The organism is Bacillus sp. ISL-45, assembly GCF_018613195.1.
Classification (GTDB): domain Bacteria; phylum Bacillota; class Bacilli; order Bacillales; family Cytobacillaceae; genus Mesobacillus.
This window is the reverse complement of sequence record NZ_JAGGQQ010000008.1, coordinates 143,298-167,655: the sequence shown is the minus strand read 5'-3', so window position 1 is coordinate 167,655 and position 24,358 is coordinate 143,298. Positions and strand designations below refer to the sequence as shown.

General features: G+C 41.9%; 17 protein-coding genes and 1 riboswitch. Of the genes, 3 read left to right on the top strand and 14 right to left on the bottom strand.

Translation table 11 applies throughout. The features are described from left to right. Positions 1-18: 18 nt before the first annotated feature. The 7 genes from gmd to J7E35_RS11075 form a co-directional block, all read right to left on the bottom strand. Positions 19-1,098: a GDP-mannose 4,6-dehydratase gene (gmd, locus tag J7E35_RS11105; protein WP_214779702.1), complete on the bottom strand. Its 1,080-nt coding sequence runs from the start codon at positions 1,096-1,098 to the stop codon at positions 19-21. A gap of 19 nt (positions 1,099-1,117) precedes the next feature. Next, positions 1,118-2,059, bottom strand: a complete 942-nt coding sequence (fcl, locus tag J7E35_RS11100; protein WP_214780069.1) for a GDP-L-fucose synthase — start codon at positions 2,057-2,059, stop codon at positions 1,118-1,120. 21 nt (positions 2,060-2,080) lie between these two features. After that, on the bottom strand, positions 2,081-2,725 hold the full coding sequence (locus J7E35_RS11095) for a sugar transferase (RefSeq protein WP_285290784.1): 645 nt from the start codon (positions 2,723-2,725) through the stop codon (positions 2,081-2,083). Between the two features lie 46 nt (positions 2,726-2,771). Next, positions 2,772-3,665, bottom strand: a complete 894-nt coding sequence (gene galU, locus J7E35_RS11090; RefSeq protein ID WP_214779698.1) for a UTP--glucose-1-phosphate uridylyltransferase GalU — start codon at positions 3,663-3,665, stop codon at positions 2,772-2,774. Between the two features lie 329 nt (positions 3,666-3,994). Further along, complete coding sequence (locus J7E35_RS11085; RefSeq protein ID WP_214779696.1) at positions 3,995-4,759, bottom strand: tyrosine-protein phosphatase; 765 nt, start codon at positions 4,757-4,759, stop codon at positions 3,995-3,997. A gap of 109 nt (positions 4,760-4,868) precedes the next feature. Further along, positions 4,869-5,540 (bottom strand): CpsD/CapB family tyrosine-protein kinase, encoded by a 672-nt coding sequence (locus tag J7E35_RS11080; protein ID WP_214780067.1) that lies wholly within the window; start codon positions 5,538-5,540, stop codon positions 4,869-4,871. Between the two features lie 22 nt (positions 5,541-5,562). Then, on the bottom strand, positions 5,563-6,312 hold the full coding sequence (locus J7E35_RS11075) for a YveK family protein (protein WP_214779694.1): 750 nt from the start codon (positions 6,310-6,312) through the stop codon (positions 5,563-5,565). A gap of 225 nt (positions 6,313-6,537) precedes the next feature. On the opposite strand from J7E35_RS11075, the gene J7E35_RS11070 reads away from it, so the two are divergent. Continuing rightward, a complete protein-coding gene (locus J7E35_RS11070; protein WP_214779692.1) occupies positions 6,538-7,323 on the top strand; it encodes an SGNH/GDSL hydrolase family protein in 786 nt (261 codons plus the stop codon). Between the two features lie 47 nt (positions 7,324-7,370). On the opposite strand, the gene J7E35_RS11065 is transcribed toward J7E35_RS11070, so the two are convergent. Beyond that, positions 7,371-9,440 (bottom strand): S-layer homology domain-containing protein, encoded by a 2,070-nt coding sequence (locus J7E35_RS11065; protein ID WP_214779690.1) that lies wholly within the window; start codon positions 9,438-9,440, stop codon positions 7,371-7,373. Positions 9,441-9,669: 229 nt separating this feature from the next. Here J7E35_RS11065 and J7E35_RS11060 point away from each other — a divergent pair, with 229 nt between their 5' ends. Continuing rightward, complete coding sequence (locus J7E35_RS11060; RefSeq protein ID WP_214779688.1) at positions 9,670-10,524, top strand: hypothetical protein; 855 nt, start codon at positions 9,670-9,672, stop codon at positions 10,522-10,524. Positions 10,525-10,584: 60 nt separating this feature from the next. Here J7E35_RS11060 and J7E35_RS23695 read toward each other — a convergent pair whose 3' ends face one another. The 6 genes from J7E35_RS23695 to J7E35_RS11040 all read right to left on the bottom strand — a co-directional run bounded on the left by J7E35_RS23695 (position 10,585) and on the right by J7E35_RS11040 (position 22,118). Further along, positions 10,585-10,755, bottom strand: coding sequence for a DUF6572 domain-containing protein (locus J7E35_RS23695; RefSeq protein WP_483297658.1), 171 nt, complete (start codon positions 10,753-10,755; stop codon positions 10,585-10,587). After that, the gene (locus tag J7E35_RS23855) at positions 10,721-10,834 is read right to left on the bottom strand and encodes a DUF6572 domain-containing protein (RefSeq protein ID WP_483297655.1); all 114 of its coding nucleotides are present in this window, start codon (positions 10,832-10,834) and stop codon (positions 10,721-10,723) included. The genes J7E35_RS23695 and J7E35_RS23855 overlap by 35 nt, the downstream gene beginning before the upstream one ends. Positions 10,835-11,003: 169 nt before the next feature. Further along, the gene (locus J7E35_RS11055; RefSeq protein WP_214779686.1) at positions 11,004-11,387 is read right to left on the bottom strand and encodes a hypothetical protein; all 384 of its coding nucleotides are present in this window, start codon (positions 11,385-11,387) and stop codon (positions 11,004-11,006) included. 540 nt (positions 11,388-11,927) lie between these two features. Beyond that, the gene (locus J7E35_RS11050) at positions 11,928-12,371 is read right to left on the bottom strand and encodes an SMI1/KNR4 family protein (protein WP_214779684.1); all 444 of its coding nucleotides are present in this window, start codon (positions 12,369-12,371) and stop codon (positions 11,928-11,930) included. Positions 12,372-12,395: 24 nt separating this feature from the next. Beyond that, on the bottom strand, positions 12,396-20,834 hold the full coding sequence (locus J7E35_RS11045) for an RHS repeat-associated core domain-containing protein (RefSeq protein WP_214779682.1): 8,439 nt from the start codon (positions 20,832-20,834) through the stop codon (positions 12,396-12,398). A gap of 90 nt (positions 20,835-20,924) precedes the next feature. Continuing rightward, positions 20,925-21,014, bottom strand: a riboswitch (cyclic di-GMP riboswitch). 105 nt (positions 21,015-21,119) lie between these two features. After that, entirely contained in the window at positions 21,120-22,118 is a 999-nt protein-coding gene (locus J7E35_RS11040; protein ID WP_214779680.1) for a hypothetical protein, read from the bottom strand. Between the two features lie 256 nt (positions 22,119-22,374). On the opposite strand from J7E35_RS11040, the gene J7E35_RS11035 reads away from it, so the two are divergent. Further along, positions 22,375-24,357: an S-layer homology domain-containing protein gene (locus J7E35_RS11035; protein WP_214779679.1), complete on the top strand. Its 1,983-nt coding sequence runs from the start codon at positions 22,375-22,377 to the stop codon at positions 24,355-24,357. Position 24,358 lies beyond the last annotated feature (1 nt).

The following is a 24,358-nucleotide window of genomic DNA, read 5'->3' as shown; positions in this document are numbered from 1 at the left end:
CACTCAATACATTTTATTTTAGTCAAACATCCTTTTAATCCTAGTTTCTGTTTTAACTTTTTCCATATCAAAACGGACCATTTTGTGGACTAATTCACTAAAAGAGGTTTTTGTGGGATTCCATCCTAAAAGGGTTTTAGCTTTATTAGGATCTCCTAAAAGCTGTTCAACTTCAGCAGGCCTGAAGAATTTAGGATCGACATCAACAATCACTTCGCCCGTTGCTTTGTTAACACCTTGTTCTTCAACACCTGAACCTGTCCACTCAATTTCAATACCAACATGCTTAAATGCAAGCTCGACAAATTCACGTACAGTATGCATTTCTCCAGTTGCGATTACGAAATCTTCTGGTTTATCGTGCTGAAGAATTAACCACATACATTCTACATAGTCTTTTGCATAGCCCCAGTCACGTAAGGATTCCAAGTTACCTAAAGACAGTTTTTTCTGTTTACCTTGTGCAATACGTGCCGCAGCAAGAGTAATCTTACGGGTTACGAATGTTTCACCACGTCGTTCTGATTCATGGTTGAATAGGATTCCGTTAACCGCAAACATATTATAGGATTCTCGGTAATTCTTAGTAATCCAGAATCCATAAATTTTTGCTACTCCATATGGACTACGTGGGTAAAAAGGTGTTGTTTCCTTTTGAGGTACTTCTTGTACTTTCCCAAAAAGTTCTGATGTTGAAGCTTGGTAAACTCTAGTTTTCTCTGTCAAACCTAAAATTCTAACAGCTTCAAGAATATTTAATGTACCCTTTGCGTCTACATCTAATGTATAACCTGGCATATCAAAAGATACACGAACATGAGATTGAGCGGCAAGGTTATAGATTTCATCAGGTTGAACTTCACCAATTATCTTCGTTATATTCAATGCATCTGTTACATCACCATAGTGAAGGTGGAAGTTGGAGTTATTTAATAAAGCGTTAGCCTCATCTTCTGTCAGAAGGTCTTCTAATCGTTCTTGGTTATATGAGGAGCTACGACGAATGATTCCATGAACCTCGTAACCTTTTTCTAATAAGAATTCGGCCAAATATGACCCATCTTGTCCTGTGACTCCAGTAATCAATGCTTTTTTCATTATAAGCCTCCGAATTATGTTATTTCACTTTTGTTAATTGATTGTCTAAAAACCATTGATAGGCTTTCTTTAATCCTTCATCTAATGAAGTGTTAGCCTTCCATCCTAAAGAATTAAGTCTTGTGACATCTACTAATTTCCTTGGTGTGCCGTCTGGCTTCGATGTATCAAACTGGATTTCTCCAGTATATCCAACAGTTGCTTTTACTTTCTCAGCTAATTCTTTAATAGCAATATCTTCTCCAACACCAATATTTACAATTTCATTCCCTGAGTATGTGGTCATAAGATATACGCAGGCATCTGCTAGATCATCTGAATATAAAAACTCGCGTTTAGGTGTTCCCGTACCCCAAACCTCCACAAACGGTTTGTTATTTTCTTTTGCTTCATGAAACTTTCTAATTAATGCAGGCAAAACATGAGACGTGTGTAAATCAAAGTTATCATTTTCTCCATATAAATTTGTTGGCATTACTGAGATATATTGTGTACCATATTGGCGGTTATATGATTCACACATTTTGATTCCAGCAATTTTTGCAATGGCATATGGCTCATTAGTTGGCTCAAGCTCTCCTGTGAGAAGATACTCTTCTTTTAAAGGCTGTGGAGCCATTTTCGGATATATACATGTACTTCCTAGAAATAAGAGTTTCGTTACGTTATTTCGATAGGCAGCATCAATAATATTTGTTTGAATAAGAAGGTTGTCTCGAATAAAATCAGCAGGATATACATTATTAGCGATAATACCTCCAACTTTCGCAGCAGCGAGAAAAACAAACTCTGGCTTTTCTTCTGCAAAAAAGCTGTCAACAGCATTTTTGTCACGTAGATCTAAATCTTTGCTTGTCTTATACACAAGATTTGTATAACCTTTTTCTTCTAACCTTCTTACGATTGCCGATCCTACGAGTCCTCGATGACCAGCAACATAAATTTTGGAATCTTTATTCATCATCCGTATTATACCTCATTTCTAATATGCATCTTTAGATCCGAACAAAACTAGAACTGTCTTTATTATGATTTTCAAATCAAAAAGAAGCGTTCTTTTTTCGATATACTTAAGGTCTAGTTTGACCATTTCATCAAAACCAAGGCTATTGCGTCCACTAACCTGCCATAACCCAGTACACCCAGGTGTGACCAACAATCGTTGTTTGTCATAGTTTGAATACAATTCTACCTCTCGAGGAAGTGGTGGTCTAGGACCAACCAAACTCATCTCACCCTTAATCACATTAAAAAGTTGTGGAAGTTCATCAATACTTGTCTTTCTAATAAACTTGCCTACCTTTGTAATCCTAGGATCATCTTTCATTTTAAACATGGCACCTGAGACTTCGTTATATTTTAATAACTCTTTTAATTTTTCTTCAGCATCAGAAACCATAGATCGAAATTTATACATTTGGAATTCTTTACCGTTCAGTCCAATTCTTTTTTGGGTAAAGAAAATCGGTCCTTTTGGGTCTTCAATTTTTATCAGTATCGCAACTGCTATAAAAACAATGCTCAGTATTAGTAAACCTAAAATTGACCCAACGAAATCAACTATTCTTTTTGCAAATAGATAACTTGATGAAGTATTTTTTACAATATCGCTGTTTTCAACAAGCAAATATTCTTTCTGCGCATAATTTGACACTTCTAGCCCTTCTTTCACTTTATAGCTTTATAAGATCTTTTTCATGAATGGAAATCAATTCTTTCATGTAGTCTAAAACATCTTCTTGAAGATCTTCATGCTGTAAAGCAAATTCGATAGTTGTTTTAATAAACCCAATTTTTTCACCAACATCATACCGTTTACCTTCAAAGTCATATGCAAATACTCTTTGGATTTGATTCAACTGCTGAATTGCATCTGTAAGCTGGATTTCTCCTCCTGCTCCTTTTTCTTGCTTATCCAGGAACATAAAAATCTCAGGAGTAAGAACATAACGGCCCATAATAGCAAGATTAGATGGTGCAGTTCCTGGTGCTGGTTTTTCCACGAAATTGTCAACTTGGTAGCGGCGATTTTCCTGTGTTAGAGGATCAATGATTCCATAACGATGAGTTTCATTATCTGCAACCGTTTGAACACCTATCACGGATGATAGAGTTTCTTCAAATTGATTAATCAACTGCTTTAAGCACGGAGTTTCACTTTGAACGATATCGTCACCGAGCAACACTGCAAACGGCTCGTCCCCAATGAAGTTACGCGCACACCATACTGCATGACCAAGTCCCTTAGGTTCTTTTTGACGAATATAATGGATATCAGCAAGATTTGTAGAGTAGCGGACTTTGTCCAGTAATTCTACTTTTCCTTTTTCCATTAAATTTTGTTCCAGTTCTTGAGCAAAATCAAAGTGATCCTCAATCGCACGCTTTCCTTTTCCTGTAACGATAATAATATCTTCAATCCCTGACTCAATCGCCTCTTCAACTATGTATTGAATCGTTGGCTTATCTACAATTGGCAGCATTTCTTTAGGCATTGCCTTAGTTGCTGGTAAAAATCTTGTTCCAAGTCCTGCAGCAGGGATAATGGCTTTTCTAACTTTCTTCACGAATATTCCCCCATACGTAAATTTTCGCTAAACTAAATATCGCTTTTGGTAACTAAAGCATCAACGGCAAAAAATAAATATCTAATGAAAACACACATGTCATTACATGTTCTTTCATTAGATATCTATTTATTTTTATATTGGTAAAAATCGGGCATCTAACCCACCCTCACACCACACTACTGACAACCGAAGTGTCTAAGGAGAGAACTTGTCAATCCCACAGCATGGTCGAGTGCCTCCATGGGTAACGGGCAGGAGGCATCGCCGGTCAGTAGAACTGACATTGATGTATTTTAATTCTGGTTATCTAAATCATATGAGTAATCTTAGAATATCCCCAGGAATTTTTTCTTTTTGACATGTTGCGGGACTTCTCTATATACATTCTGTCCTTCAACGATTAATTCAGCGTTCTCCTTTAATAGGTAAACCATATCCATTCCATAGCGGGATTCTATATGGTCAAACGCACTCACCATATGAAAAGCACGGTTTGTGAGATTGTGTGCGTCTGAAGCAATAAAATGAACGAGGTTTGCTTCGATTAATTGTTCTGAAAAACTCTTTACCTTCTTGCCGAACTTCCCGCTGATGCTGGAAGCTGTCAATTGAGCAAGAGATCCTTTTTTAATGAATTGATATAACAAATCCGGCTTCTCGACAATTTCCTGATTGCGTTCAGGATGGACGATGATCGGAATCAATCCTTTAAGCTGGATATCAAATAACAGCTTTTCTGTATATCTCGGCACATGGCCTGATGGCAATTCTATGAAGAGATATTGTGTCCCATTAAGCGTCTGGATTTCCCCATTATCCAATCCTTCGATGATTTCCCCATGGATTGCCGGCTCCTGTCCAGGCAATATTTCCAACGGAATCCCTTCTTCCTGTAACAGAAGGTTTAATATCTCCGTTTTTTCCTTAATCGTCTCTTTAGGGTTATCATATCGGCCATTTTTATGGTGGGGTGTCGCAATGATTATATCAATTCCTTCTTGGACTGCCGCTTTTGCCAGTGCTACAGAGTCCTCCAGGGTTCTCGCTCCATCATCAATTCCCGGTAATATATGACAATGTATATCTATCATCACTAACACTCCCTTCCAATATAATGGTATTTTGTTGAGTCTTTTATCATATTACCACCGACAAAATATACGGTAAAGGGTGTAATTTGTCAGGATATGTCGAAACTAGTTATTTTTTTCCGTAGTAATAATAATAGTCTGAATCGGTCAGCTTCTTATTGTTCAGTACAGCTCCTAACAACTTCCCTTGTGATGCAATGAGCATCTCTTTCGCTTTCGTAGCCTCTTCGACTTCTGTCTTGCCGCTGGATACCACCAGTATGACTCCATCGCATTTATTCGCAAGGATCTGCGCATCCGTTACTGCCAATACCGGCGGGGTATCGAAAATGACATGATCAAACTGTTCCATTGCTTGTTTCAAGAAGGTATCCATCGAAACAGAGCTTAATAGCTCAGCTGGGTTAGGAGGAATCGGTCCGCTTGGCAGGATGGAAAGATCAGAGATACTGGACTCCACAAATGCTTCATCCAATGTAATCTGCTTCGTCAACACGCTCGTTAAACCCACAGTGTTAGTAAGGTTAAATGTATAGTGAGCAGTCGGCTTCCTTAAGTCGGCATCCACTAAAAGAACGCTTTTCCCCTGTTGTGCGAAAGTAACTGCCAGATTTGCTGCAGTCGTTGACTTTCCGTCCCCTGGTCCTGCAGATGTTACCATGATCGTATTTAATTCTTTATCAATGGAGGCAAACTGGATATTTGTCCTGATTGTCCTGTACTGTTCAGTGATTGGGGATTTTGGATCCAGGGCAGAGACAAGCTTACGGCGATTATCCATTACCATCTTTTTGTTTTCTTTTCTAAGAACCAACAGATTCACCTCTTACTCTAGCTTTTCGCTCATTTCGGCCGCTCACTTTATTTTGAAGATGCGAATCGTCAATTTGGGCGATTACACCAAGGAGTGGTAAACCGAGTGTCTTTTCAACATCCTGCTCATTTTTGATTGTATTGTCCAAGTACTCCAGTAAGAAGGCAAGACCGACGCCAGCCATTAATCCTACTACCATCGCGATCGCGATATTAAGCAGCGGTTGTGGTTTGATTGGCGACTGATTGTCCACAACCACCGCTTTGGCAAGGATGCTGACATTGTCGACTTTCATGATGTTAGTAATTTCTCGTGTGAAAACTTCTGCAATTTTATTGGCAATGTCCGCAGCCTGGTTTGCATCAGCATCTTGTACTGCAATATTCACTACCTGGGAGTTCTGCTCACTTTGAACAGAAATCTTTCCATTCAGTTCAGCTGTTGTCATGTCCAGGTTTAATTCATCGATAACTAAATCAAGGATGGCCGGGCTTTTGATGATGACATTATAAGTATTGATTAATTGCAGGTTGGTCTGTACTTCACCAACACTATACATGGATTGATCATTCTTCGATTGATTGACAAGCAATTGTGTAGATGCCTGATAGATAGGCGTTAATAAAAAGAAGCTAATGATGCCGCTCACGGTCACAGCCAAAAGAGTGATTACTGCTATTAAACTCAACCGCTTTTTCAACGTTTGCAGCAATTCTTTCAAACTTATTGTCTCTTCCATTACAATCCTCCAATTTTTATAAAAATTCCCTAATAATAATACCATATTTTATAGTATAATTTGTTGTATATTGTCATAATTTTAATAAAGGTGTAACTTTACTTCCTTAAAATAGTTTAACAGGGTTATATATACAATGGAAAGGTATATTTTGTAACTGGAAATAATTAATAGTTTAATCCTACAATAGATGAGGAAGATAACTAGTTTTGGAGGACTATATATATGAAAGCTTTTTTCACCACTCTGCTCGCGGTTGTGTGTATGGGTGTACTATTATGGGGAAATATGCATTGGACTAAGAAGACTACTGTATCAGGAAATAACGATGTTAGTCCTGCTGTTGTGGTGACAAAAGAGGCAGAAGTAACTTCCAGCCCTGCTGATGCTTTACTAGATTTAACCCGCAATTGGCCTGAACAAGCTGCGGAGAACTTTAAAAAGGCATTGGATGAAAACCGGACTTATAAAATATTATTAGTAGGTTCTGCAGCCCTTGGCGATGAACAATCAGGCTGGGCTTCTTCAACTAAGGAGCAATTGATTGCTGCTTATGGTGGAGAACATATGGAAGTTGACATCCAGACCTTCAATTTGACTTCACTTGAATTTATTGATGAGGAAGGAACAGCTCAGGTTTCGGGATCACTGGCAGACATGGTATTATTCGAGCCATTCACCTTGATGGATAACGGTGAAGTTACTATTGAGAATTCATTGGACAATATCCAACAGGTGATCGATGGAACATTAGAAGCGAAGCCTGACACCGTGTTTATGCTAATGCCTCCACACCCAATCTATAATGCGGTATATTATCCAAAACAAGTAGAGGCCCTGAAAAACTACGCAGAGGAAAATGAGATCCCTTACCTCGACCACTGGGAAGCGTGGCCAAATACCAAAACAGAAGAAATAAAAGAATACATCACACCTGATTACAGCCAGCCAAACGAACAAGGCCATGAAATTTGGAGTAAATATGTAACGGACTATTTAATAAGTAAATAAAAAGTGACAGGCACCTTCCAGTAAGCTGGAAGGTGCCTGTCACTTTTTTATTTGAACGTGTCGTCTAATAGTTTCGCCGTTACCAGGAAGTTAGCAAGGATGGCTGCCATTTCATTCCGCTGCGTGTAGCCATTCGGATTGAATGTACCGTCCCCTTTACCTTTGACGATTCCTGCCTGATAAACCGCTTCGACACCTGACTTCGCCCATGAGCCAACCTGCTTGGCATCCTTGAAGTCGTTCAGTGTCTTCGTTTTATCCAGCTGGCTGAAATCATATTTCACGAAGGAAATCTTCATCGCGCGCTCAATCATTGCCGCTGCCTGGGCACGAGTGATTTTCTCGTTCGGAGCGAATGTGCCATCGCCCTTCCCTTTGATCACACCGTACTTAACCGCTGCAGTCAGTTCGCCATTTTTAGCGAACCATTCGATTCCTTTAACATCCTTGAAACTTCCATCGTACTTAGCTGTTGGAAGGCCCAGGGCCCGGACCAGCAGGACTGCGAATTCAGCACGAGTCATGTGCTTGCCTGGCTCGTATTCACCAGTTGCTTTTCCATACACGATGTACTTGGAAGCAAGTGTGTCGATATATTCCTTCGCCCAGCCGCTCTTCACATCTGTGAATGTTTTGCTGTTTTCAACGATTGTGTATTCAGAGTTTGTCAGTGACTTGATTGTTGCTGTTTTGCCATCGAAAAGAGTTGGGATCGCAGAGAATGTTCCATCTGCATTCAATCTTACCGCGACAGATTTGCCTTTATTGAAGTCTGTGTCGCCCATGATTTCACGCTCTACATATGAAGAGAATGTAGAGATGTATTCTTTCCTTGTTCCTGCAACAGCTTCGATTGTAAAGTCGATGACATCGGAAGCAAGGGTTAAGCCTTTGACCGTTTTGTTTACGACATTCACTGAGATATTGATTTTGACATTATCTGCTGTTGTGCCAAGCTTTGCAGCCAGGTCAGCAATCTTGATCTCAGAAGCAGGCAATTTATAAGAAGCTTCTGCAGTTGAGATTTCAATTACTGCATTTGGGTTTTTCTTAGCTGCTTCTGTGAACAATGCAGCTGGAACTTCTGCCTTTGCCTTTTCGCCCGGTGCTGCTGCTTCAAGGACTACCTCTACCGTGTTCTTTTCGCCAGTGATCAGGGCCACGATGTCTGCAACCTTTTCAGGAACAATCTTTGTTACTACTTCTACCATACCGGATGGATTCTTCTCGCGTACTACCTCCGCAGCATCCTTAGGAAGCGAGATTACATTCGGATCCGGGTTAGTTGGTGGCAATGTTCCGCCGCCGCCACCGCCAGGAGGAGGGGTCGATCCGCCATCGTTAGGGTTGCCAGCCTTTAGCGCCGCAATCAGGAAAGCATCCTTTAATGTTTCAAGGTCAGTTGACGTGATAATGCCCTTTGCAACCAACTTTTCATTAATACGGTTCTTTATTTGAAGGAGACCTTCAAAGTTTGTGCCCATTTTGGCAGCAAGGTCTTTGTTCAGTTGCTCGTAAGCCGGGTTGGAGGCGATGACCTCAGCCCTGATCTCATCAATTACAGTTTCCAAAGTGCCGTTTTCCAGAGCGGTTAGAAGTTTATCTTCGTACTTTTCGCTCCATAGCAGCTTTTCTGTATCTACTAATAATTGAAGCATCAAGTCAATCTTTCCGGCTCCCATAACCTTAGTAATTGCTTGTCCGCTGGCTGATGCTTTGAATGCCGCGTAGTTAGTCGCAAGATTTGTGGCGTTAGAGTCATAGACGAATGCAGCGATTTCTTTTACAACTTGTTCAGCCACAACATCAGCACCGGCAGCATCCATGCTTGCCTGCATCTGGGTTCTGACTGGCTGTGTCAGGACATATGTCCAATCTTCTGATGTGAAGGTGAAATCGTTCTTAAGTGATTCAGCCACTGTCTTGAATAGCTCCTGCTCACCAAGATTGCTATAAATAAGAGTCACGCGCTGGACCGCTGTATCAACAGTTGTTACTTCGGCAGCAGATACTGTCGTTTGCTGCAGTATTGTTCCAGTGGATGCCAGTGGTGATAGTGCGATCGATGCTGCGATAATCGCTTTGATTGCCTTGTTGCTGAATGGATACTTTTTCAATCTTTTTTCCCCCGTTTTGCTTATTGGCTCTAACTTCGTTTTCTCTGTGTAGAGTCTATTTAATATGAGACTATCATACTAGTTTTTTTTACCATATTCAACGGAATTTGCTAATTTGAAGATTTTTCCGATAACCTTTTTCTAGAAAGCGTTCCTTTTACCGACAATATTATGGTAATATTTAAATGTTTTTAAGGAATTTGTCAAATAAAAGGAGAGAACACCCAGAATGAAGAAGTCGTTTAAAATCGCTATTGCCACGGTCCTGATCCTGCTGGCGGGTACAGCAGGTGTACTATATTATTTTCTGAATGTGAAGGAATACGATGTTGCCGATGAAAAGGTAGAGGAAATCACCAAGACGGAATACAAGGTAGCTTTGCCTGATTTGGATAGTTTGGTTGAAGGTACAGAGGAAGGTGAAGGAGACGGAGCCGAAAACAGTGACGGAGACAGCGGAGATACTGCAGCAGATGGTTCCAAGGCTGCTTCGGCTGGTACTGTAAACGATAGCAATAGCGAAGCTGCCAGTTCTGATACAGGCAGTGGAAACGAAGCCGGGACAAGCTCAGCTTCTAATACAGATGCAAGCAAAAAGGATACGGAATCAAAGAAAACTTCTACAAAGGTAACGGAAGGCAAGAAAAAGGATGAGTCTGCTGGGAAAGAGGAAAAGGCGGATGAGGATGCAGCAGAAGAAGAAAAGACTGTCGAAAAAAAGAAGCCTGAAGTAACAGCAGAAATGATTAAGGCCGCTTACCGTCCATCATTCGAAGAGCTGCAGGCACAGGCGAACGCGAAGATCGACGCGCTTGTAAATACAGCCTTCTCTGAGTACAGCGCGAAAAAGGAAAGCGGCGAATCCATTTCATTCACCTATTTCTATCGCAAATACACATCAGCCGGCAAGGAACTAGAAGCAAGCACAGACAAAACCTTCAATTATATCTACGACTCCCTTGTCAGTGACCTGACAGCAAGAGGTTTCAGCTCATCAGAAGCAAACGAATTCAAGACACAATACGAAAACGCCAAAGCAGCACGTGAAAATGCTTTGATTGATAAAGCGAAGTCTGCGATATAAACAAAGTGACAGGCACCTCCCAGAAGCTGGGAGGTGCCTGTCACTTTTATCGCAGAACTATTAACCAACTTCATAGCTGAATTCGAATCCAGCTCCTTTTATAATCCCGGATACTTGTTCAAGGAAATTGTAACTTGATTGTGGAAGAGTATTTTTATAATATACTTTAATTTCAAAATCATTTCCACTTGCTACCTCATAAACAGAATAAATCTTCCCAATCCAAAGCATCAATTATCCCTAAGGTAACTACACCATTATTTTTATTAAAACTAATTACATCAATCTCATTTGTTTCCTGCAACCCCATTCTAATCCCCCTAGTAATTTTCGAAAGAGAAAATTATTCTCTTATGGTTTCATTCGGTACCATTAATAAACTAATAATGATCCTTCTGGCCACTTTCCATTCCAACCGCAAGCAAAATTTCCCGATTCATAAATAGTTAGTAAATCAAGGAAAAATGTCTTTCTAAGATTCAATTTTTGAATGTTCCTTCCATAATTGCGTTTAAAATATCCCATTTTACACTATCAATAAATATTTCATCTAAATTATTTGTTTCTTTTATAATATTAATTTTTGGTATAACCTCAACATCAATAAACGTTTTAGCATCTCTAACTAATTGATTCCAAATTGAATATTGCGCTCGAAACTTACTATGTAGAAAACTTGTTAATTCATTCCTTGCTTCTAAAGTTGTATTTTCCCAATCAGGAAGTTGGTATGTTTCTTTAGCATCCTCCCATGAGTTAACATAAATTATTGGAATGTTAATTTGAGTGTTTACTTGCATACCGCAGTTTTCAAACCAATTTATGTTTTTTATTCTCTCTAACACATTATTATCTAGTTTCACCTTGTCACATCCTTACAGAAAAAAATTTTTAGTTTGATTAATTTTACCAAGTATTCTTGGGATAGGCTCTCCACCTAATAAACCATATTGTATTCTTTGGAGGAATCCCAAGTGATTAATGCAGAGATATGTAAGTCTGAGTCTAAGCAGCAGGAAAAGAACTGGAGAACATGACAGACGAAACCTTTTCAAATGTATATAAAGCACGGGAAACTGAACGATCTCTCAACGAAAACCCTAATTTACATGATTTTCATTCCAATCATTAAAGGGTTATCAAGCCCATACTGAAACAATGCAATCTGTGAATAAAAAATTTCATCTTAAAAGAAAACTCACTCATTCTCTAATCCCTCCGTTATATAACTCTTACTTTTGTTCCATGCAGATAATTTAATAACTTATGGTCTAAATAAGCACCTGCACTTCGATTATCAAATGAGCTAATTGGTTTTACACTTGCACCCATATCACCCCTAAAAATAAAGAACCTCGAAAGTTTTAAACTTTTCGAGGCTCTAAAGTAACAAATAGATACATTTACCTAGGATTAAGTCCAACGTCTACAATATATTCATATAAGTTTTCATACTTTGTTTCTTCAACTTTATTAATTTCATGGTCATAGAACATAACTCTCGAACCACAAACCCCTTTCTCAAGCGTAAACCCATAATAATCACCAGTTTCAATATCGGAAAAAGCTAAAAAGGAATTTGTTTTAACAAGTCCAATTTGATCATTTAAGTTGACAATAAACCAATCACTAAGATCATTCACTGAGAATATATTTGTGAATGCGAAATAGCCACCCCCAAACTCTTTTACAAAGCGTTTATATTCTTCGGGCAGGGAAAGAGATAATGCTTTTTCAACTTTCTCAATTTGACTATCATTACCTTTAGGTTCTGACTCAAGTCCAAACCATATCGGTCTTTTATTTCTGGTTTCATTAACAATTTCAAGAAACTCAACATAGTCCATTCTATTCAACTCCAAAAAAGATTATTAATCGTAGATCCATTCCGGTAATATTTCATCGGCACCTTGTTCCCTAGCTCTATACCACCAATGCAACTGCCTATCTGATTGACGCATTTCAGGAGTAACACCTTGATTATATTTATTCTGGTGAAGCGTTGAATTATTTCGATGTTGCGAAGGAATTATCTCATGCTTTGCTCCGCCTGGCATTTGTCCACCATGATGTAAATCTGGTTTATTAAGTCCCCTTGGCGAATGCCCCAATAAACCTTGCTTTAAATCATTAATTGTCCATGGACCTTCAATACGTACAGGAGCATCACCTGCATCATATCCTTTACCTGTCTGTAGGTTAGGAGATTTAACATTATTATTACCCGTACCCTGAGGCCTCAACATAATCCCTATATTGTCCCCGGCTGCAGGCTCCTTAAGCAACGGAACGTAATCATCCGAGTGCTCAACAAGCTGCTTGCCTGCACCCCATGCGTCATCAGAAATAGAAATTAATCCCTCGACCCCGTATTTCCCTACATGCTTCATGCCTGGGATTGGGATGAAGGACATCACTCCGCCTATTCCTTCTGCCCATCTTTCTCCTGTGGAAAGGGTCTTGCCTGTTACCAGATCCTGGCCGATGAAGGCTTGCTGGAAGGCTTTGGCTGTGCCCACGAACGGAATGAAATCAAGGCCAAATGATAGTGTTCCCTTGCCCTTGCCGGATTTTGCTTTTGGCGGTTTAGGCGCAGCTGGCTGGATCGATTTAAAGTGCTGCTCGATTTGCTTCTGCACATACCGATTATACTGCTGCGGCATGGATACCTGCCTTGAGACGATGCTGGCATAGGGCGGGATTCCATAGTTGGCGATATCTTCCTGGTTTTGATTGGCTACTTCCTCGGCACTTAGTTCATCGCTCCACTGGTATGTGAGGGTTTCCTGGAAATAATCGGTATAGATCAGCCCTCGCGGCTGTCGATGTTCTACCATATCTTCATATCTCTGATAATCATAATACCATGTGGTTGTCTTTGTCTTCTGGTATGTCTGACGGTAGAATCTCTCTTCCTGTTCAGTCGAAATCAGGGCTGTTGGTGTTTCGTTATAGATTGGACTTTTGTACTTTGCTACCCACATGGTAGAAAAGCGTTTGTTATCCGGATCTACGACTTCTCCTGTTTGATATGGCCTAACCCATTCAGGTAAATCTGCAAATCCTCCCGGCATTGTAATGCTTGTGCCGACAACCGCTTCGGCCATATGTCCTGTCGGGTCCCATAGGTTCACAGGATTGTTCAGGACATAGGAATATCGGTTCAATGTCTGTGTACGGTTCTGTTCTCCCGGATACGTGTCTTCCGTCATGAACCTTCCTGCAGCCGGTGCATACCAGCGCGCATTCATGTCCACAAGGCCTGTCTTCCCATCATACCTCATGCCTGTGTAGCCATGATAATTGTATGGAGAGGTCGTTCCTGTAAAGATGCCTCCAAAGGCGTCGTAACGGTACCGCTCAATGATGTCGCCATGGCGGTCAGTCACTTCCGAAACGGTTCTTGTCCCATCATACTGATAGTACAGAAGACCGCCAGTTGTTTTCAAATCCGGGTCATGCGCTGGGTTGGACAAACCATGCAGGCCGAACATTTTACGGGAAACAATCTGATTATCCGGGCCGTTATAATATTCGGCATATGGAGAACCAGATGCGCTGTACTCTTTATTGAGGACATTTGATAATCCTTCATATAAATAAGTAGTTTCCTTATGGTAAACATGGTCCTGGCCATTTTCGCCATATTTCTTGTACAGTCCGATTTTCTTGCCCTGTCCCGGATTATTGAATGGTCCCTGTCCCTTTCCAGGTTTTACAGCTTCATCAGCGCAGGAGGCTTTTCCGTTTCCTTTACCGTTCTGCTTATTGGCGTTTTCATTTCTTTTTTCTTCGCCTTTTCCGTTATTGCCCTTCTCCTTGCCCTGCCCCTTTTTGATCCCGTCACGATCCTTCCAGGACATTTCCTCCCGGTAAACTCTCCGGCCCAAACCATCGTAGGAATAGCTGACATAGCTTTCATCCTCAAACTCTGCCAAAGTTAACTGGTCTGTGTTGTTATATGAATAGTTAACTTCACCTTCATTGCCTGCTTTTGAGATGATGTTTCCATTCTTATCATACGAATAGTTCGTGCTGCCGTCCGAAGTCAGCTGATTCAAGGCATTGTATGCATAATGAACCGTAACTTCATCATTGGTCATCGACAGGCGGTTGCCTGCTGCATCGTACGTGTATTGTACCTTGCTTTGCGGCTCGATTAAATAGTCTGGCAGATCGTTGTTCTGGATGGACTCAGGGTCAAGTTCCATGCTTCCATCTGGCCCGCATGCCAGCGGTGATTTCTCGTTTTTCCCTTTGCCCTTGCTGTCTTTACCATTACCATTGTTTCCATTTCCACTCTTGTCTTTTCCTGTTTCGGTTTCTGGCTTGCCATTACCGTTGTCATTGCCATTTCCTTTTTCCGAATCTTTCTGGTCTCCATTGCCCTTTTCCTGATCGGATCCGGACTCTTCTTCGCCAGCATCATTGCCATTGCCATTTCCGTTGCCGTTGCCGCTTCCCTGACCTGGTTGATCCTTGCTGTCTTCTTTTCCAGAAGCAGTTTCGTCCTGGTTTTCTTCAGCATCAGGATTTGGTTCAGCATCATCCGCAGCATCGTTATCTGGCTTCGGACTAGGTTCGCTGCCATTCCCCTGCCCATTACCGTCATTCTTCGCAATGGAATAGGATGTTGCAGCTGCCTTTTGTTTCTGGCCCTTGGATGTCCCTGTTTTCTTTTCCTCACTGCTGCCTTCATTTTTTCCGTCATTAGGTGTGTCGGGTTCCTGTTTTAATGAGCGGATTTTCTCTTCTGGATACAGGACTTCGATCAGCCTGTCCATTTGGTCATACTTGTATTTAGTCTGGGCTCCGTCTTCTTCTGTCTGAAGGATTCGGTTGCCGTTTTTATCATACTGATAATCAAAAGAAGAGAGTATGCCATCTGCATTTTTATTGATGATGCTGGCAAGATTACCGTCTTGATCATAGCTTCTGGAAATACCGTTTCCGTTGGCAAGATTCCTGTTTATTTCCCTGCCAAGACCATCGTATTCAAATGTCGTAAGATGATCATCCGGATCTTTGACACTAGACATTTGGTTCCGCTCGTCATACGTATAAACGGTTGTGCGGTCCTCGCTATTTGTGACTTCAAGCATATTCCCGACTGCATCATATTGATAGGCAAGCTGTTTGCCCAATTTCACATTATCCTGCAGGACAAGCCTTCCGAGCGCATCATATTGATATTTTTCTTCGGAAGCAGGTGAAGCCATTGCAGTCATTCTTCCCGCCATATCATACTGGTAGGAAACAAGCTCATCACCATAATCGATTGCGCTTACCTGCCCAAGAGGCGTATAGGAGAACTGAGCAGCAATGCCATTAGGAGAGACCATATTTTTCACCTGGCCTGCTGCATCATACGAGTACCCTTTCTGGTAACCCAAGGCATTCGTTTCACTTACTGCCTGTCCATTTTTGTCGTACTGCCAGCTCCTGCTGTTCCCGTTAGGATCCGTCTGCTTAAGGAGCTGTCCCATTTGATCATATTCATACTGAGCTGTCCCGGCCATCGCGTCGACAACACCAGTTAATAGATTCAAAGAGTTATATTGATAGGTTGTGCTGCTTCCTGCCGGATTTGTTTCTTTGATGACATTGCCAACCTGGTCATAGCTGAATTTACTGCTGTTGCCAAGCGGCGAGATCTGTTCTGTCAAACGGTTTACTGGGTCGTATTTGAACTTGGTAACCGCCCCAGCAGCATCCTCCGCAGTTAAAAGATTCCCCGCTTTGTCATACGTCCAGCTTGTTTTAAAGCCTTTTGCATCCGTCTGTTCTACAGGACGCCCAATTTCGTCATACTGATAAGAAGTTTGATGCTGCAGCGGGTCTGTCTCACTCAACAGATTGCCTTCTGCATCATATTCATATTTTGTTTTGTTTCCGAGCGGGTCGATCTCCTCTAAAAGATATCCGGCCTTGTTGTATTTATATTTCCAGCTTTCACCTTCCGGATTTGTCCTGTTGATGACCCTCGACAGCAAGTCATATTCGAAGGAAGTTACACCGCCAGCAGGATCCGTGATTTCCTTGATGTTCCCAGCAGCGTCAAATTGGTAATTGGTCACTCGCTGTAGCGGATCGCTTGCTTTCGTATTCCGCCCAAGAGCATCATATTGATAAGACCAGGATCCTCCTTCTGGATCTTTTTCCTGAAGAAGATTGCCAACCTTGTCGTATTGATATACAGTTCGTCCGCCATCTGGATTGGTCTCCGCAGTCAAACGGTTCAGCGCATCATATTGGTAAGAGAACCTTCCGCCTGCAGGGTTTACCATTCCTGTCATGTTACCCGCTAGGTCGTACTCATACTTTGTGCTGCTGCCCTTCTTGTTTGTAAAAGCTAAAACATTCCCGACAGAGTCATACGTTCTTTTTTCAGAATGGCCGAGTGCATCCTTCACTTCTGTTAACCTGCTGAGGGCGTCGTACTTATAGGTCGTCTTATGCCCAAGCGGGTCCATTTCCTCTACCAGCTGCTGAAGGGCATCGAATTTTTGAGTGACCACCCCGCCGGCAGGATCGATGATTTTCATCAACCCTTCTTTATCGTGATACTCAAAGCTGGTTGTCTCGCCGCGGCGGTCCTTTTGGGAGAGAATACGTCCTGCAGGATCATATGCGAAGGTCGTACTCTTGCCCATAGGATCAATTTCCTCGATCACATTTCCACCGGCATCATACTTTCTGGTTGTAATGCCGTCCATGGGATCAATGATTTCTGTTGCACGTCCAAGATCATCATATTTGTAAGCAGTAACCGCCTTATTCGGCAGTTTCACTTGAGTCATCCTGCCAGCCTTATCATATTGATAAGCCGTTTCCTGGTTCAGTGGATTGATGATTTTTGTCAGCTGTCCAAGCGCGTCATACTGGTACTGAGTTTCATGGCCAGCTGGATCGATCACTTTAAGCAGTTCACCAGCAGGGCTGTATTCCATCTTTGTTTTCTGGCCCAAAGGATCTGTTGTTTCCTTAAGATTGCCGAATTCATCATAGGCATAGACCGTTTCCCTTCCAAGCGGGTCCCTCTGGCTCTTCAGCCTTCCGAGCAAGTCATACTCCATATGCTGCTCAGCGCCGTTTGCCTTTTTCAAGTATTCCGGCTGTCCAAGCGCGTTATAGCGGAACTCTGTCAGTCCGCCAAGCGGGTCTAAAACCTTTTCAACCCTGCCAAGCTTGTCGTATTCCCACTTGATCTCGTGTTCAAGCGGATTTTTCATTGAAAGGAGCCGGCCCATCACATCATATGAATAGACGGTTTCTCCCTTCACATCGGTCATGGTGGTCACACGCCCGAAAGAATCATAGTTTAATGTTGTTTTAAGTTTTAAAGGGTCGGTAACTTCAGCCAGCTGACCCATTTCGTTGTATTTATACTCTATGACGATATTGCCCGGCATTGTTTCCTTAACAATCTGGTCGAGTTCATTGTATAAAAGGGTTGTTTTCTGCCCTAATGCGTCTGCGATTTCTTTCGGACGACCTGCTTTGTCATATTGCCAGCTTGTTTTTTCTCCCATGGCATTGACAAATTCAATCAGCTGGCCGCTCTGATCGTACTTATACTTCAGCTTGTTTCCATCTGGGCGTTCGTATACTGTCGTATTGTCCTCTATATCATAGGCCCATTTGTGGACTCCGCCCTTTACATCAGTTGACTCTACCAGCCTGTTCAGACTGTCGTACTTATAGGTCTGTGTGCTGTCCTCTGGGCCTGTGATTTTTTTCAGGCGGCCCAATTCGTCGTATTCATAGCTGGTCTCCTGCTCAAGCGCATTGACGCTCAAAGCCAGAAGGCCATCTGGCGTATATTTATAGGAAGTCTTCCCGCCTTCTGGATTCGTGACTTCAGATACCTGTCCATTCCGATCGTAGACGTATCTTGTCACTTCACCAAGGGCATTTTTTACAGTCTCAATCTTCCCGCCTGGATAGTAGGTATACCATTCTTCCGTTCCATCACGGAAGGTTTTTTTGTATAGCTGGCGGGCAGCATCGTAAAAGTAAGCTTCCTTCGTTTTGTCGCTATACACTTTCTCCTCTAACAGTCCCAAATCGTTGTATCCATACTCAACGGTCTGGCCATCAAAAGAGGTTTCCTTTTTAAGGCGGCCGGCCGAATCGTATTGATATTTCTGGATTCTTCCTGAAGGATCTTTAATGGTTTCGACCTGCTGTGCTGCCGTGTAGGTATAAACTGTCGTACGGCCAAGCTGATCCTTCACCTGTTCTACCTGGCCATTGGGATCATATTTGTATTCCAGAGTGCCGCCAGGGGAAACCACTTTATCCGGACCATGCTCTCCGTAAACATAGGAGGTCGTCCCCTGAATAGATTGATAGTTTAGCAATCTACCAAGCTCGTCCCATTCATAGGATGATGCCTGGTTCCCCGGCCCTGTAACGTTTTTCACCCTTCCTGCATCATCATAAGTGTATGAGAAGGTCTGGCCAGCCGGATTCGTGATATCCTTAAGCCTTCCGGTTGAATAATAGTTATGGACAGTCTCCCGGCCCTGCTTATCCGTCAAGGTTTTCAGACGGCCGGCTTTATCATATGTGTATCCTATGGATTTCCCGTCAGCAAAAGTGACTTTGGAAACATATCCATCAGCATTATATTCATAGATTTCTTTTTGTCCGCTCGGCTCCTGCACGTTCTGGAGCTGCCCCATTGTATTGAAGTTATAATAAGTCGTTTCTGATTTTGCATTTTTTACTTCGCGTAAATTCCCAAAAGAATCATAGACAAAGTCCATTTGATGTCCTGAGGAATCCTTTGTCCAGAGCATTTTGCCCTTGGAATCGTAACCATAGGCCGATTCAATTCCATTCTCCGTTTTCTTCTCCAGCTTTCCATTTTGGCCATATTTAAAGGAAACTGACTTCCCATTGGTATCGGAAATGGATTTTACAAGATTCCAAGGGTCTTCATACTTGTAAGTTGTTTTTGTCCCGAAAATATCGGTCTTTGTTTCCAGTCTGTCTTTGTCATCATAAGTAAAGGACTCGGTACCCGTCTTGGAAACCATTTTTGTCATTTTGCCATTGTCGTTATAAGAAAAGCTGGTTACATCCCCGATCGGATTTGTCGCCTTCGCCACTTTGTCATTTTTAATTTCGTATGTCCACTTGTCATTTAGCGCATTTTCTTTAATAACCTTAGTCAGCTTATTGGAGCCATCAGTGGAATATTCATAAGAACAGATCAATTTTCCATCCGGGCCCTTAACTATTTCGACGCGGTTCTTGCTGTCGTATGTAAAAGAAGTGGTCTCATTTTCCCCATTAGTGATCCCAGAGATCCTGCCAGCGCTATCATAAGAATAGATCGTCGTTTTATTGCCTGGATAATCGACTTTCTTTAAACGCTTTGCATCATCATAAGTAAAAACAATCTTTTTGTTTTCAGGATTGATGATTTCACTTATTTGCTTGCCCTGCCAGTTGATTTTTACAGTGCGGCCTGAATCATCAGTCATGGCGGTCAGCTGGCCGGAGTTATTGTAATCGTATTTAATAGAATTGCCATAACGGTCGGTACGCTTGATCATTTTACCTGCTTTAGCGCTTTGTTCTTCCCGCCATGGAGCATAATATCCATAATAGGTATAAGTCGTTTTATCCTTCGTGACGACGGTATATTCGTCCTTCTCTTTCCTTGTAAGCACATCTCCATTTTCAGCTGGTTTGTATTCACCTTTATGGAGTTCATAGTTGGTCATTTTATCACCGTCATACTCGGTGATATAACCATTCGGATCTTTCTTTTCAAAATCATAATTCTGGGTGCTGCCATCCTGGCGGAACTCACCCATCGCATATTCAGCATACATCTGAAGCCTTGAATCAAGACTTGTGGTCCACCCTTTTCCGAATGGTCCAGATTCTTCATTGTTGCTGGAATAATCCCTGGTGATCCCGAAAGGCTGAAGCACCTGAGGTACGGATACATTCTCTTCCTTCAGTTCAAGGAAGCCAGATTCGATCTTCACCGGCGGTTCTTCAGCTGAATTGTCAACTGGCGGAGCTTCCTGCTGCCTCCTCGGGGAAACATCGCTGTTCGGAACCTCCGGAGATGCATTCGGAACTCCAGCAGGTGAGATTCCCTGCGCCGGATTCATGGCTGGCTTGTATGAATTGGTTTCCGGCAGCAAGCTGAGCAGATTGTCTGGATTTGAATAAAACTCCTGCTCATAAGCCTTTTTCTCCGCAAACGCATTTGCCGGATAGACTGCTATACTGCTAAACAGCAGCAATACAGCAAAGAAAATACTAATACTTCTTTTTAACCTCACAAAAAATACCCCTTCCTTACCGCATAAAAAAGGACATGACTGCCCGTTTGGCTACCGGTAATAAAAGGAGTATTTCTAGGAGTAAAGTTTCTCGGCAACCCGGCTGTCATAATAGGAAAGACCTACCTTAGACCCGAAGCTTTGCGTCCCCGCCTTTCGACGAGTTTGCCCTTATACGGAATAGTTATAAAGTTATGGTTCTAAATAACTATACAACAATTTTTGACAAAATATTATATATTTTTCAAAAATAGGACAATATTAATAGTGACAGGCACCTCCCAGTTACTGGGAGGTGCCTGTCACTATTTTGCCGAAGTCTGATGGGACGTCTGGCGGGTTATCCATGCTGATGCGACGGGCGATCATTGTTCCGACTTCTGGGTAGAAGTGGTGGCCGTCGAAGTAGTTTGAGGTATCTTTTGTTACAGTGTTGATGTCCATGAAATTATAGACGCTGCCGAATACAGCGGTAACTTCGCTGAGCCATCTTTCATAATGCGGGTAGGCACCTGAATCGATCAGCGCCTGGAATAACGGCTCCGATATCGGAGTAGTGAACACAATGAATTTTGTGTCCGGATTCTTGTCTTTTATATTTTGCAGGATTTTTTTGTAGTTCGGGTTGTATTCATAATCTCCGTAGAAGGTTGTCGTGAATTTCTCTACCTTTTTCTGCAGCTCTTCGTCTGCATCCTCTTTTGAGAGTCTGATCGTGCTGGCGACATTCTGCCGGTCATAGGTCCTGACGAAGACAGGTTCATCTTTTATGGAAGCTTTAAAGTTATAGAAAGAGTATCTCGTAAGATCATATGAAATGATATTTTTCCAGCGTACAAATGGCTCGTCCAGTGTTTTTGCATAAGGATAGATGGATAATGGCGCCTTACTCTCTGCCAAGCTTGATTTGAAGAAGTCCAGACCGATAATGACTGTCTTGATTTCTTTCTTGCTATTTTCTTTTGCGAAGGCAATATAACTCTCATATTCTTTCACCGACATATTTGCCACAGAATAATTGTACACATCCATGCCCTCGAATTCATGCTGGTCGATATAGGTGCTCCGGCTGCTGCCAATCAACAGAGTATCGACGCTGAAAGGCTGGAACTTTATCCGATTTGTTTTCTGCTGGCGTTCATTGATCGTGTCCTGGACATCGTTGAACTCATGCGCCCCGCCATACATCCACATCGGATCCATCCAGTAGTTGAATCCCCCGATGCCAGCAACAAGCAAAACTAGAGTCACTACCAGTCTGATCGCCCACACTCTATATGTCATCTATTTTCACCTAATTATGTTTGCTAGATTTAGTCTTGATAATTATACAATACATGATAGTTTACGTATAGGTGACAGGCACCTCCCAGTAGCTGGGAGGTGCCTGTCACTTTTTGTCTAAATTTCCTGAAATATCTTCCGATAAGAATGATGGGCAATATTTCACAGGCTTTAATATTGATAGAAAGAGAGGTTGTTTTTCAATCATAGAAATTGAGTTTGTGCACTTTTTAAAGTTTAGGGGGAAATTTATTTCATGAAGAGAGATAAGTACAATAAATTTTTGGCTGCTGGTGTGTCTGCAGTCGTAGCTGCCAGTGCCGTGCCTTATAGCGCAGAAGCAGCGTCTAACGGATTTTCAGACGTATACTCTGGCAATTATTTTTCAGAAGCGGTTCTTGACCTGACTGAGAAAGGGATTATAAAAGGATTTGCTGACGGTACATATCGGCCGAATCAAGAGATTACACGTGCCCAGGCTGCGGTGATTCTTGCTTCAGCTTTGGAGTTGGATGGAAAGGCTGCTAAAAACCCCGAGTTTAAAGATGTTCCATCTGGAGTTTGGTACTACAGCTCTGTTGCAGCTTTAGTCGAAAAGGGCATCATGAGCGGGTTGGACAAGGAGCATTTCCTTCCTGGCAAGCCGGTAACAAGGGCAGAAATGGCTAAAATGTTGAGCCTTGGCTATAGCCTGAAAGCTTCAAGCGTGAAAACCAGCTTCACTGACGTTCCTGCTAACAGTTGGTTCTCGGGTTATGTAGGATCAATCCTGGAAAATAAAATCACTGCTGGTGTTTCTGCTGCATCCTTCGCACCTGGTAAGGCTGTAACGAGAGGACAAATGGCGGCATTTATTTATCGTGCGGAGAATCAAACAGTGTCAGATTTTATTGAAGTGCCAGAAGACAGCGTGAATGTTCCTCCAGCAGATGAGACAGTTACACCACCTCCTAGCATTGTTACCCCTCCTCCTGGAGAAAGCACTCCTCCGGGGCAGAATGACGGTGGAACTACTGCGCCAGTTGAAGGACCTGCAGCCCAATTAGCTGTTTTATCCGCTTTAGGTTTCACATATGGATCAACTGCCATTTTCTTGGAATCTGAAACAGTCAATCCTACCTATTATCAGGTTTCTGAACAATCTGTTTCAACGCCGAATGCTGGAAGTGATCTCCCTGCCAGTGTGATTTCATTTACAAGGTCAGCCGAAATTAAAAATGCTCAAGTCGGCCGGTATATCCAGGTATATGAAACAGATTCGAATGGCAAAATCATTTCATTCAAAGAGCATCAAATTGCTCAAATAGATATCAAGAATTTCAATCACTATCGTTTCGTTTATGATAAAGATACAGTTTCCAGTACCATTAAAATAAAATTCAATGCAGAGTTAAGTGCTGCAACACTTGCAACTACACAAATAAACGAAGTTATAGATGTGCTGCAAGTCACAAATGAAAGCTCAGATCAGGACTATAACAAAGCAGACCTTGCATCGATTGAATGGGATACGACTGTGGAGGATAATCCATTGCTCGTTCTTCATTTTAATGCGCCGATTACATTTAATAATTCACATAAGCTGCAAGCAGAACTTAAAGATACTGTCCAATATCAGGCCCCTGCAAGAAATGATGTAGGAGATTTCTCTTCTACTATATACTCATCTTCAGAAGCAGTAAGGGTTGAGCATTTAGTCCATCTCGCCTTCTCTCCGGATTCTGTTAACGTTGTAGATTATGTAAGTGAATATTTAAGTTCATTGGTTTATAACAGGAAACTTACGAGTATCATCTATGAGAATAAACATAATTACCTAAGCGAAATTAAGATGAACGCTGCTACCATTACAGATTACGCTTCATTACAGGCTGTAGTCGATGGGGCGAATCAGCTTCCTTATCTGAAACAAGCGTGGGTTTACTCGTCTTCAGATGATCCTAATTTTCAAAATACACTGAGGCTGCATTTCAGCGAAAACGTTTGGTTAGAAGGGTTAGTGGATGGCGTTGATTTTACCATTACCGTTCCTGATAGTGATGTACCAACCAGGAACATAACGGCCTATTCAGCCAATAGTGTTGATCAATATGTCGATTTAACCTTCGATGGACCGAAAATTCCGCATGACGGCTATGCCGAAGTAACCATTACATCAACAGGAGCCGCCAAGATCAAGGATGCAGATGGAAACAGCTTTCACGCTATTACTCTTGGTGGAAGATATCCTGGATATTAAG